The sequence below is a fragment of the Acidovorax sp. KNOB132 genome (assembly GCF_057541515.1).
This window is the reverse complement of sequence record NZ_BAAJYT010000109.1, coordinates 1-12028: the sequence shown is the minus strand read 5'-3', so window position 1 is coordinate 12028 and position 12028 is coordinate 1. Positions and strand designations below refer to the sequence as shown.

The window sequence follows — 12028 nt, the reverse complement described above, 5'->3', positions numbered from 1 at the left end:
ACCGGCGACCGGCGACCGGCGGCGCGCGGGTTTGCAACCAACTGCATCGCCGCCCCGGGCGCTTCGCAAACCCCTGTTGCGCGCACCCCGCCGTTGGGCGGAAACTGCAGCACCCACGCCACTTCACTCAGGGAGGCCCCATGACCGCAGTCGCCGACATCCTCAAGTCCAAGCCCCATGCCCAGGTCCACACCATCGGGCCCTCCGATTCGATGCTCGATGCGCTGCGGCTCATGGCCGACAAGGGCATCGGCGCGCTGCTGGTGATGGAGGGCGAGCAGATCGCCGGCATCGTGACCGAGCGCGACTACGCCCGCAAGGTGGCCCTGCTGGGCCGCACCTCCGGCGCCACCCAGGTGAGCGACGTGATGACCCGGGCCGTGCGCTTCGTGCGGCCGCACCAGAGCAGCGAGCAGTGCATGCAGCTCATGACCGACAACCGGCTGCGCCACCTGCCGGTGGTGGACGACGCCAATCGGCTGGTGGGCCTGATCTCCATCGGTGACCTGGTGAAGAACATCATGTCCGAGCAGCAGTTCATCATCGAGCAGATGGAGCAGTACATCACTGGCGGCCAGCGCAACTGACGCCGCCGCGCAACCGCCCGGCCCCATCTGGCTAGGAATCGAGGGCGATCACCTCGTCCTGCGGCCCGGCCTCGCACCCCGGGCCCAGCGCCTGCCAGCCGCGGCGCACCACGATCTGGCGGCGGTCGTGGCACAGCTCGATGCGCTCGGCGCCCGGCATGCGATCGTGCACGAAGGCCTCCAGCGAGGCCGGCAGGCTCACCCGCATGCGCAGCGCATACAGGTCGTCCCGCGGGTGGTCGTCCACATGCACCAGCGGCGCGAAATGCGCGGCGAACACCACGCCGTGCGATCCCAGCCCGATCGGCTCCGGCCGGTAGCCAGCCGAGTGCAGCCACGCCTGCGCGCGCTCGCGCGTCGGGGGCGCGTCGCCGGCCGGTGCCCAGGCGCTGGCCATCATCTCCGCCACCCACTGGTTGCAGTTCTGGTAGCGCGTGCTGAACGGGTAGGCATTGGCGCTGTAGTCGGCCGCCAGGAGGGCCAGCGCGGCGCGCTTATCCTGGGCCGTGCGCTCCAGCGCGTCGGCGGGCAGCGCGGGCAGCAGCACGATGGCAACGTAGCCCCGGGACGGATCGTCCCGGCCCATCAGGAACCCCGGAATGCCCTGGTCGAACAGCCGGGGCCGCGACTCCTCGCAGGTGTAGTACAGCTGGCGCACCGCCCACGGGCGGTCCGGCTGCGGCCGCAGGGCCAGGCCGGCGACACGCAGGGCGCGCAGTCGATGCGCGTGGCCAACAACGGCTACTGATCGGCGGGGCCTGCGCAGGCCCCTTGCCTCATCACTGTCCCACGGGCGGCCTTGGCCGCCCGTTGCCATTGGGGGCGGCGGTTCCGGCGCCGCCAGCCACCGTGGTGGTATCTTGTGTTTTGTGCCTCCAGCGCAATCAGTACTAGGGCATTGTGCTATTAATTTAATAGCAATTGAGGGGGTGGCTTTGTCCACGCGCCGGCGCTGCGTGAGGCCGGTGCCTCGCGGGCAGGGCCGGCCTCTGCCATCCCGGGCCCGCCCGCGCGCGGCGCGTCACTTCATTTCTCGACGAAAGCGCGTTCGATCACGAAGTCGCCGGGCTTCGTGGTGTTGCCTTCCTCGAAGTCGCGGTGCTCCAGGATGGCCTTGAGCGATGCCAGCATCTCGGGGCTGCCGCACAGCATGACGCGGTCCACCAGCGGGTCCAGCGGGGGCACGCCCAGGTCGGTGAAGAGCTTGCCGCTTTCGATCAGGTCGTTGATGCGGCCCTGGTTGCGGAACGGCTCGCGGGTCACCGTGGGGTAGTACTTGAGCTGCTTGGACACCGTCTCGCCCAGGAACTCGTGCTGCGGCAGCGTTTCGGTGATGAAGTCGTGGTAGGCCAGTTCCTTGACCTGGCGCACGCCGTGCACCAGCACCACTTCCTCGAACTTCTCATAGGTGTCGGGGTCGCGGATCACCGACAGGAAGGGCGCGAGGCCCGTGCCCGTGGAGATCAAATACAGGCGCTTGGCGGGCAGCAGATAGTCGATGAGCAGCGTGCCCGTGGGCTTTCTGCCCACCACGATGGAGTCGCCCACCTGGATGTTCTGCAGGCGCGAGGTCAGCGGGCCGTCCGGCACCTTGATCGACAGGAACTCCAGGTGCTCTTCGTAGTTGGCGCTGGCGATGCTGTAGGCCCGCAGCAGCGGCTTGTCGTTCACCTTGAGGCCGATCATGGTGAAGTGGCCGTTGGAGAACCGCAGCGCCGGGTCGCGCGTGGTGGTGAAGGAAAACAGGCGGTCGGTCCAGTGGTGGACGGAAAGGACTCGTTCTTCGTTGAATGCGCTCATGGAAATGGTGCAGATTGGGTGTGAGACGAAAGAAGCCTTCAGGGGCAGGGCCGGTGGCGGATGGGCGCATTGCGCGACCTGGGCTGCCCCCTGCCATGCGGGCAAACCCGCACATTGTCGGGCAAACCGGCCCCGCGGCCTTATGGCATCTGCGCATGTGCTTATGCCAGCCGCGCCCGGTGGAGGGCGGCGGGCGCCGGGACGCTCCCGCGATCGGTGGTGCCAGGCGCTTCAGGCGCCGTCGGCCGGGTCCACCGCGTAGCCGCGCAAGAACACGTCGATGGCCCGGCCGATGGCCTGGCGCATCTTCACCTTGGACAGGTTGTCCTCCAGGCCGAAGAGGCGCGGCGTGGCCGTCTCCGACTCCATCAGGGCCATGAAGTGGCGCGCCGCGGTCAGGGGGTCGGCCTGCCGCAGCAGGCCTTTGCGCATCTGGGCTTCCAGGAACGAACCCAGGGCCTGAATGCCCTTGTGGGGGCCCAGTTCGAAGAAACGCTTGCCAATGTCGCTGCGGCCCGATTCGGCGACGAAGGCGCGCTTGGCCTGGATGGCCGGCTCGCTGCAGATCACGGCCAGCATCTTCTCGGCGAAGGTCTTCAGCGCGGTTTCCAGCTCGCTCTCGTCCTGCTCGAGCGCGAGAAAGAACAATTCGATGTGCTGCTTGGCCGCGCCGATGGCGACCTCCAGGAACAGCTCTTCCTTGGAGCTGAAATACCCGTACAGCGTGGATTTGGAGCCCCCGACCCGGGCGGCGATCTCCGCCATCGACGCCCCCTCGAACCCCGATTCCGAAAAAACCTGGGAGGCAATTTCCACGATCGCGTCCCGCTTGGCTTCCGTCTTGACGCGCATCTACCGACTTCCGTTTTCTGTATTCATGCGTCCGAGTATTGATGGGCGAAGAATCGAAGTCAAATTTACTTTACCGTACAGTACGGTTTGTATATCATCGGCGCATTGTTCTTTGGAGATTGCCCATGCGACCCGTTCATCGCCCCTTGCTCACGCTGTCGGCCGCAGCTGCCATGGCCTGTCTGCTCGCCGCCTGCGGCAAGCCCCCGGGCGGCCCGCCGGCACCGCAGGGCACGCCCATCGTCGGTGTGATGACCGTGCAGCCGCAGCCTGTGGCGCTGAGCACCGAACTGCCCGGCCGCACCGTGCCCTACCAGGTCGCCGACGTGCGGCCCCAGGTGGGCGGCATCGTGAAGGCGCGCAAGTTCCGCGAGGGCAGCGATGTGAAGGCCGGCGAGGCGCTCTACCAGATCGACCCCGCCACCTACCAGGCCACCTACGACAGCAACGTGGCCGCCCTGGCCAAGGCCCAGGCCAGCCTCAAGACGACCCGGCTCAAGGCCGACCGCTACAAGGAGCTGGTGGCCATCCAGGCCGTGAGCCAGCAGGATTACGACGACGCGGCCGCATCGCTGGGCCAGGGCGAGGCCGACGTGGCATCGGCCCGGGCGAACGTGGAAACGAGCCGCATCAACCTGGCCTATGCGCGGGTCGATGCGCCCATCTCGGGCCGCATCGGCAAGTCCAGCGTCACGCCGGGCGCGCTGGTCACCGCCAGCCAGGCCACGGCGCTGGCGACCATCCAGCAACTGGACCCGATCTACGTGGACGTGACGCAGCCCAGCGCCGCGCTGCTGCGCCTCAAGCAGTCCCTGGCCCGCGGCGATCTGCAAAAGGCGGGTGCCAATGCCGCCAAGGTGCGTCTGATGCTGGAAGACGGCAGTGCCTACCCGCTGGAAGGCAAGCTGGAGTTCTCGGACGTCACCGTGGACCAGAGCACCGGCGCGATCACGCTGCGCGCCGTGTTTCCCAACCCGCGGGCCGATCTGCTGCCCGGCATGTACGTGCGCGCCGTGCTGCAGGAAGGCGTGAAGGAGCAGGGCCTGCTCGTGCCGCAGCAGGCCGTCACGCGCGACAGCACCGGCAAGCCCATGGTCTACGTGGTCGGTGCGGACAGCAAGCTGCAGCGGCGGGCCCTGGAGACCGAGCGCACGGTGGGCGACCAATGGCTGGTGCGCACCGGGCTGCAGGCCGGAGACCGGCTCGTGGTGGACGGACAGCAGCGGGCCGCGCCCGGCGCGCTGGTGAAGGCGATGCCCTGGACACCCAAGTCCGCGGCCGCGCCCGTGGCACAGGCCACCGCCCCCGAGGGTGCCGCCAACCCCGCGAACTGACGCGCGCGAAAGAACCCCATGGCACGCTTTTTCATCGACCGCCCCATCTTCGCGTGGGTCCTGGCCATCATCGTGATGCTGGCCGGCGCCCTGTCGATCTTCACCCTGCCGATCGCGCAGTACCCCAGCATCGCGCCGCCCGCCGTGGCAATCACGGCCAACTACCCCGGCGCCTCCGCCAAGACGCTGGAGGACACCGTCACCCAGGTCATCGAGCAGAAGATGAAGGGGCTGGACCGGCTCAGCTACATGGCCTCGACCAGCGAGTCGTCCGGCCAGGTCACCATCACGCTCACGTTCGACAACGGCACCGACCCCGATACCGCCCAGGTGCAGGTGCAGAACAAGCTGTCGCTGGCCACGCCGCTGCTGCCGCAAGAGGTGCAGCAGCAGGGCGTCACGGTCACCAAGTCGGCCACCAACTTCCTGAACGTGCTGGCCTTCACCTCCGAAGACGGCAGCATGAACGGCTCCGACCTGTCGGACTACGTGGCCGCCAACGTGCAGGACGCGATCAGCCGCGTGGAAGGCGTGGGCGACACCACCCTGTTCGGCTCGCAGTACGCCATGCGGGTCTGGCTCGATCCGGACAAGCTGGCCAACTTCGGTCTCACGCCGCTCGACGTGAAGACGGCCATCCAGGCGCAGAACGCGCAGGTCTCGGCCGGCCAGCTGGGTGCGCTGCCAGCGGCCGGCAACCAGCAGATCAACGCCACCATCACCGCGCAGACGCGCATGAAGACGGCGCCGGAGTTCGAGGAGATCCTGCTGCGCACCCTGACCAACGGCTCGCAGGTGCGGCTGCGCGATGTGGCGCGCATCGAACTGGGCAGCGAAAACTACAGCACCGTCGGCCGCTACAACGGCAAGCCGGCCGCCGGCCTGGCGATCAAGCTGGCTACCGGCGCCAATGCCCTCGACACGGTCCGCGCGATTGACGCGCGGGTGGACGAACTGCAGAAGTTCTTCCCTCCGGGCATGAAGGTGCAAAAGCCCTACGACACCACGCCGTTCGTGCGCATCTCCATTGAGGAGGTGGTGCGGACCCTGGTCGAGGCCGTGGTGCTGGTGTTCCTGGTGATGTACCTGTTCCTGCAGAACTTCCGCGCCACGCTGATCCCCACCATTGCGGTGCCCGTGGTGCTGCTGGGCACCTTCGGCGTGCTCGCGGCGTTCGGCTTCACGATCAACACGCTGACCATGTTCGCGATGGTGCTGGCCATCGGGCTGCTGGTGGACGATGCCATCGTGGTCGTGGAGAACGTCGAGCGGGTGATGACCGAGGAGGGACTGTCGCCCAAAGAGGCCACGCGCAAGTCGATGGGCCAGATCACCGGAGCGCTCGTCGGCGTGGCCCTGGTGCTGGCCGCGGTGTTCGTGCCCATGGCGTTTTTCAGCGGCTCGACCGGGGTGATCTACCGCCAGTTCTCCATCACCATCGTCTCGGCGATGACGCTCTCGGTGCTGGTGGCGATGGTGCTGACGCCCGCCCTGTGCGCCACGCTCCTCAAGCCGGTGCCCAAGGGCCACGCCATGGCGACGACCGGCTTCTTCGGCGCGTTCAACCGCGCCTTCGATCGCGGCAACCGCGGCTACCAGGGCATCGTGCGGCACATGCTGGGCAAGGGCTGGCGCTACATGGCGCTGTATGCGGTGCTGCTGGCGGCGGTGGTGTTCGGCTTCATGAAGCTGCCCGTGGGCTTTCTGCCCGACGAGGACCAGGGCACGATGTTCGTGCTGGTGCAACTGCCACCCGGTGCCGCCAACGCGCGCACCGAAGAGGTCATCCACCAGGTGGAGAAGCACTTCCTGGAGGACCAGAAGGATGCGGTGGCGGGCGTGTTCTCGGTGTCCGGCTTCAGCTTCGCCGGCAGCGGCCAGAACACGGGGTTCGCCTTCGTCAAGCTCAAGCCCTGGGACGAGCGCAAGGGCGAGGCGCTGAGCGTGTCGGGCGTTTCGCAAAAGGCCGGCGCGTTCTTCGCGACGATCCGCGATGCGCAGGTGTTCGCCTTCGCGCCGCCTGCCGTGTCCGAACTGGGCAACGCCACCGGGTTCGACCTGATGCTGCAGGACCGTGCCAACCTGGGCCATGCCGCGCTGATGCAGGCGCGCAACCAGCTGCTGGGCGAGCTGTCCAGGGACCCACGCCTGGTGGCGGTGCGCCCCAACGGACTGGAGGACACGCCGGAGTTCCGCCTGGAGATCGATCCGCACAAGGCGGGGGCGCTGGGGCTGTCGATGGCCGACATCAACAACACGTTCTCGGCCGCCTGGGGCAGCAGCTATGTCAACGATTTCATCGACAAGGGGCGCGTGAAGAAGGTGATGCTGCAGGCCGACGCACCGTTTCGCATGCTGCCCGAGGACATCGATCGCTGGTACGTGCGCAACAGCGCCGGCACGATGGTGCCCTTCACCTCGTTCGCCAAGGCCAGCTGGACATCGGGTTCGCCGCGGCTGGAGCGCTACAACGGCGTGCCCTCCATGGAAATCCTGGGCATGGCGATGCCGGGCGCGGCATCGAGCGGCGAGGCGCTGGCGATCGTCGAGGCGGCGGTGGCCAAGCTGCCGCCCGGCATCGGCTTCGAGTGGACCGGGCTGTCGCGCCAGGAGAAGGCCTCGACCGGCCAGACCGGCCTGCTCTATGCGCTGTCGATCCTGATCGTGTTCCTGTGCCTGGCGGCGCTCTATGAAAGCTGGGCGATCCCGTTCTCGGTGATCCTCGTGGTGCCGCTGGGCGTGTTCGGCGCGCTGCTCGGGGCCATGCTGACCTGGAAGATGAACGACGTGTACTTCCAGGTGGGCCTGCTCACCACCATCGGGCTGGCGTCCAAGAACGCCATCCTGATCGTGGAGTTCGCCAAGGAGCTGTACGAGGGCGGCAAAGGCCTGGTCGAGTCGGCCATGGAGGCGGTGCGCATGCGCCTTCGCCCCATCCTGATGACATCGCTGGCGTTCATCCTGGGGGTGCTGCCGCTGGTGCTGGGCAGTGGCGCCGGGGCGGGCGCGCAGCATGCGCTGGGCACGGCCGTGATCGGCGGCATGCTGTCCGGAACCGTCCTCGCGATCTTCTTCGTGCCGCTGTTCTTCGTGTTGATCGTGGGCCTGTTCCGGCGCGAGCCGGCCGCCCCGAACGCCCAGGCCGCGCACGGCGCGCTGCCACACCCTGCTTCGGAAGGTGCCTGACATGTCCCGCTTCCTCCTCGCTCCCCTGGCCCTGGCCGCGGCATCCCTGGCTGGCTGCAGCCTGATGCCGGCCTACGTACAGCCCGCCGCGCCCGTGGCCGCCACCTTCGCCGGCGATGCCGGCACACCCGCCGCGGTGCCGGTGGCCGACATCGGCTGGCGCGACGTGTTCACCGACCCCTCGCTGCAGCGCGTGATCGAGATGGCCATCGCCAACAACCGCGACCTGCGCGTGGCGGCGCTCAACATCGAGCGGGCGCGTGCGCAGTACCGCGTGCAGGACGCAGCGCTGTTCCCGACCGTCAACGCCAGCGGCGGCGGCAGCGGCAGCCGCACGCCGGCAGACCTGTCCGGCGCGGGCCGGCCCGTGGTGGCCCACAGCTACAGCGCCACCGTGGGCTTCAGCGCCTACGAGCTGGACCTGTTCGGCCGCGTGCGCAGCCTGAATGCGCAGGCGCTGGAGCAGTTCTTCGCCACGGCGGAGGCCCGCCGCAGCACGCACATCAGCCTGGTGTCCGAGGTGGCGTCGGCCTACCTCACGCTGGCGGCCGACCAGGACCGGCTGCGCCTGGCGCAGGACACGCTCGCCAACCAGAGCAATGCCTTCGCCCTCAACCAGCGCAGCTTCGACCTGGGCGTGGCCTCGGCCCTCACGCTGCGGCAGGCGCAGACCAGCGTGGATTCGGCCCGGGTGGATGTGGAGCGCTACACCGCCCAGGTGGCCCAGGACCGCAATGCCCTGGTGCTGCTGGTGGGCGCCGACGTGCCGCCCGAGTGGCTGCCGCAGGCCCTGCCCAGCGATGCCAGCGCGGCATCGAACCCGCTGGCCCAGGTTCCGCCGGGGCTGCCGTCGGACCTGTTGCAGCGCCGCCCGGACATCCTGCAGGCCGAGCGCACCTTGCGGGCCGCCAACGCCAGCATCGGTGCAGCCCGCGCCGCCTTCTACCCGCGCATCAGCCTGACGGCGTCGGCCGGTAGCTCCAGCGCGGACCTGTCGGGCTTGTTCAAGGGCGGCTCGGGCAGCTGGACCTTCGCGCCGCAGGTCTCGCTGCCGATCTTCGACGGCGGCGCCAACCAGGCCAATCTGGACATCGCCCGGACCGACCGCGACATCGACGTGGCCCAGTACGAGAAGGCGATCCAGACCGCGTTCCGAGAGGTGTCCGATGCGCTGGCCCAGCGCAGCACGCTGGGCCGCCAGCTGGAGGCACAGCAGTCGCTGGTGGACGCCACGGCCGACAGCTACCGCCTGTCGGATGCGCGTTTCAAGCGCGGGGTGGACAGCTACCTGACCGTGCTGGACTCGCAGCGCTCGCTCTACACCGCGCAGCAGAACCTGATCGGCACGCGGCTGTCGCGCTACACCAACCTCGTCACGCTCTACAAGACGCTCGGCGGCGGGTGGGTGGAATCGACCGGAACACCGGTGGCCGCCGTCGGCACCGCGAAACCCTGATGCCCGCCGGGCACCTGACGGGGCCTGAGCGCCTGCCACCGTGGCCAAGCACACCAAGACCGAAGCGGAGCTGACGCGGGCGCGCATCGTCAGCGCGGCGTTGCAGGCCTTCGCCCGGCATGGGGTGCAAGGCGCCGGGCTGGGCGAGGTGGCGCGGCAGGCGGGGGTGTCCCGCGGCGCGATCTACTGGCACTTCGCGGACAAGACCGCGCTGCTGCAGGAGCTGCTCGGCCGCCTTCGGTGGCCGCTGGACATCGGTGCCCGCCTCGATGCCTACCAGAGCGCGGCGCAGCCCCTGTCGCTCCTGCACCGCTGCCTGGCCCGCCAGATCGGCGAGTGCCGTGAAGACCCGGTGCAATGGCCGCTGGTGCAATGGGTGCTGCGCGAAGCCGTTGAGGCAGAGGGGTGGGAGGGCCTGCGACCGCGCGCGGCGGTGGCCCAGGCGGCGGCCGTTCGCCACCTGGAGTCCGCGCTGGCCGTGGCGGCGCGCCGGGGCCACTTGCGCGAGGGCCTGGAGCCGGCCCTGGCGGCGCGCTGTCTGCATGCGGTCGGGCGCAGCGTGTTGGCCGAGCCGGTGGAGGAGACCGATCCGGCCGGATACCGGCGGCATGTGGACGCCTGCCTTGGGTTTCTGATGGACGGCATGGCGCCGGGCAGGCCGCGCGCTGCCCTTGCCCCCAGCCTCTGACGCGGGCTCAGGCAAACGCATCGATGCGCGCTACGTGCGCCTCGATCACCTGCGCCATCCAGTCCATCACCACGCGCACGCGGCGGGGCAGGTGGCGGCGGTGGGCGTAGAGCAGGGTCAAGGCCATCGGCGGGGCCGGGTGGTCGGGCAGCACCTGCACCAGCGTGCCGCGCTCCAGGTGCGCATGCACCCCGATCAGCGGCGCCTGCACGATGCCCAGCCCCGCCAGGCAGGCGGCCTGGTACGCCTCGGCCCCGTTGACGGTGATGGGGCCGGCCATCGGCTGGCGCACGGTTTCGCCCTCGCGCAGGTACTCGAACCCGCCGGACCTCGCACCCAGCGTGGTCACGTAGTGGATCAGGTGGTGATGCGCCAGGTCCTGCACGGACTGCGGCTGCCCGGCCCGCGCCACATAGCCCGGGCTGGCGCAATTGACCATGCGCAACTGCCCGAGCGGCCGCGCCACCAGGCCCGGCTCCGACACCGTGCCCACGCGCACCACGCAATCGAAGCCCTCGCGCACCAGGTCCACGCGGCGTTCGGTGCTGCTGATCTCGATCTCCAGGCGCGGGTGGCGCTGCAGCAGCTCGGGCAGCTGCGGCAGGACCACGCGGCGCGCGATGCCGGTGGACATGTCGATGCGCACCCGCCCCCGCAGCGCTTCGCCCCCGGGCTGCTGGAACATGGACTGCAGCTCGTCCACATCGGCCAGCAGGTCCTTGCAGCGCTCGTAGTAGGCCTGGCCGTCCTGCGTGAGCTGCACCCGCCGCGTGGTCCGGTGCAGCAACCGGGTGCCGAGCTGGCTTTCGAGCTGCTGAACCGCCACCGATGCGGCGGCTTTCGGAATGCCGAGCGCATCGGCGGCCTGGGTGAAGCTGGACAGCTCCGAAACGCGGACGAACACCAGCATGCGGTCGAGAGGGTTCATTGTCTTTCTGGGGTGAACAAACTGATCAATTTTTGCCGATTTATGGGAGGGTGTCTGCTCAATAGACTGCCAAGCATTCCGTTGCTATCCCACTGAAAGGCCTGCCATGACCGCTTCTCTCCCCTCCCCATCCTCCAACGCGTCCTCGCCGGAAGCCGGCGCGCCCATCGCCTTGGTCACCGGCGGCAGCCGCGGCCTGGGCCGCAATGCCGCGCTGCACATCGCCCGGCAGGGCATCGACGTGATCCTGACCTACCGCAGCCAGGCGGCCGAAGCCGAGGCCACCGTGGCCGAGATCGAACGCCTGGGCCGGCGCGCCGTGGCCCTGCCGCTCGACGTCTCGCAGAGCACCGGCTTCGCCGCGTTCGCCGCCCAGGTGCGCGAGGTGCTGTCGGGCCGCTGGCAACGCGAGCGCTTCGACTTCCTGGTGAACAACGCGGGCATCGGCATCCATGCCGGCTTCATGGAGACGACCGAGGCGCAGTTCGACCAGCTCGTCGACATCCATTTCAAGGGCGTGTTCTTCCTCACGCAAAAGCTGTTGCCGCTCATGAACGACGGGGGGCGCATCGTCAATGTGTCCACCGGCCTGGCCCGCTTCGCGCTGCCGGGGTTCGCCGCCTATGCGGCCATGAAGGGCGCCGTGGAAGTGCTGACCCGCTATCTGGCCAAGGAGCTGGGCCCGCGCGGCATCGCCGTGAACGTGGTCGCCCCGGGTGCCATCGAGACGGACTTCGGTGGCGGAGCGGTGCGCGACAACGCGCAGATGAACGCCTTCATCGCGTCCCAGACCGCGCTGGGCCGAGTCGGCCAGCCGGACGACATCGGCGGCGTGATCGCCTCGCTGCTGCTGCCCGGCAGCCGCTGGGTCAACGCGCAGCGCATCGAGGCGTCCGGCGGCATGTTCCTGTAAGCCTCAGTTCAAGCCGCGCCGCGGTGCAGCACCCGCCGGTACTGCACGGCCTCGGCCACGTGCGCCGGGGCGATGGCCGCGCTGCCCGCCAGGTCCGCGATCGTGCGGGCCACCTTCAGCGCGCGGTGCGTGCTGCGGGCCGACCAGGCCAGCCGGGTCGCGGCGGCCTGCAGAAAGCGCGCGGCCGCATCGTCCAGCGCCAGGTGGGTGTCGATCTGCTGGCCCTGCAGGGCCTGGTTGGGCAGGCCCTGGCGGTCGATGGCCCGTTGCCGGGCCTGCACCAC

The 12028-nt window shown here is 69.1% G+C and carries 11 protein-coding genes; 6 read left to right on the top strand and 5 right to left on the bottom strand.

Going from position 1 to position 12028, the window contains the following annotated elements; translation table 11 throughout:
- The first annotated feature begins 140 nt into the window (after positions 1-140).
- Positions 141-587 carry a CBS domain-containing protein gene (locus AC27IO_RS14580; protein ID WP_272568313.1) on the top strand — a complete coding sequence of 149 codons (447 nt, stop codon included), beginning with the start codon at positions 141-143 and terminating at the stop codon, positions 585-587.
- Positions 588-618: 31 nt separating this feature from the next.
- Here AC27IO_RS14580 and AC27IO_RS14575 read toward each other — a convergent pair whose 3' ends face one another.
- From AC27IO_RS14575 to AC27IO_RS14565, 3 genes are all read right to left on the bottom strand, one after another.
- Positions 619-1404 carry a DUF2145 domain-containing protein gene (locus AC27IO_RS14575; protein WP_498739376.1) on the bottom strand — a complete coding sequence of 262 codons (786 nt, stop codon included), beginning with the start codon at positions 1402-1404 and terminating at the stop codon, positions 619-621.
- Between the two features lie 209 nt (positions 1405-1613).
- Positions 1614-2387, bottom strand: coding sequence for a ferredoxin--NADP reductase (locus AC27IO_RS14570; RefSeq protein ID WP_272549805.1), 774 nt, complete (start codon positions 2385-2387; stop codon positions 1614-1616).
- Positions 2388-2618: 231 nt separating this feature from the next.
- Positions 2619-3239, bottom strand: a complete 621-nt coding sequence (locus AC27IO_RS14565) for a TetR/AcrR family transcriptional regulator (protein ID WP_284394670.1) — start codon at positions 3237-3239, stop codon at positions 2619-2621.
- A 125-nt stretch (positions 3240-3364) separates the two neighbouring features.
- Here AC27IO_RS14565 and AC27IO_RS14560 point away from each other — a divergent pair, with 125 nt between their 5' ends.
- The 4 genes from AC27IO_RS14560 to AC27IO_RS14545 are packed head-to-tail and all read left to right on the top strand — an operon-like array spanning position 3365 to position 9903.
- The gene (locus tag AC27IO_RS14560; protein WP_498739374.1) at positions 3365-4573 is read left to right on the top strand and encodes an efflux RND transporter periplasmic adaptor subunit; all 1209 of its coding nucleotides are present in this window, start codon (positions 3365-3367) and stop codon (positions 4571-4573) included.
- A gap of 18 nt (positions 4574-4591) precedes the next feature.
- Positions 4592-7759 (top strand): efflux RND transporter permease subunit, encoded by a 3168-nt coding sequence (locus AC27IO_RS14555; protein WP_498739372.1) that lies wholly within the window; start codon positions 4592-4594, stop codon positions 7757-7759.
- 1 nt (position 7760) lies between these two features.
- The gene (gene adeC, locus AC27IO_RS14550) at positions 7761-9215 is read left to right on the top strand and encodes an AdeC/AdeK/OprM family multidrug efflux complex outer membrane factor (RefSeq protein ID WP_498739370.1); all 1455 of its coding nucleotides are present in this window, start codon (positions 7761-7763) and stop codon (positions 9213-9215) included.
- Positions 9216-9255: 40 nt separating this feature from the next.
- Positions 9256-9903, top strand: a complete 648-nt coding sequence (locus AC27IO_RS14545; protein ID WP_498739368.1) for a TetR/AcrR family transcriptional regulator — start codon at positions 9256-9258, stop codon at positions 9901-9903.
- A gap of 7 nt (positions 9904-9910) precedes the next feature.
- On the opposite strand, the gene AC27IO_RS14540 is transcribed toward AC27IO_RS14545, so the two are convergent.
- A complete protein-coding gene (locus AC27IO_RS14540) occupies positions 9911-10831 on the bottom strand; it encodes a LysR family transcriptional regulator (RefSeq protein WP_498739366.1) in 921 nt (306 codons plus the stop codon).
- A gap of 106 nt (positions 10832-10937) precedes the next feature.
- Here AC27IO_RS14540 and AC27IO_RS14535 point away from each other — a divergent pair, with 106 nt between their 5' ends.
- Positions 10938-11744: an SDR family NAD(P)-dependent oxidoreductase gene (locus tag AC27IO_RS14535; protein WP_498739364.1), complete on the top strand. Its 807-nt coding sequence runs from the start codon at positions 10938-10940 to the stop codon at positions 11742-11744.
- 8 nt (positions 11745-11752) lie between these two features.
- Here the strand turns inward: AC27IO_RS14535 and AC27IO_RS14530 are convergent.
- On the bottom strand, positions 11753-12028 hold a 276-nt coding region (locus tag AC27IO_RS14530; RefSeq protein ID WP_498739362.1), incomplete at its 5' end, for a magnesium chelatase subunit ChlI family protein.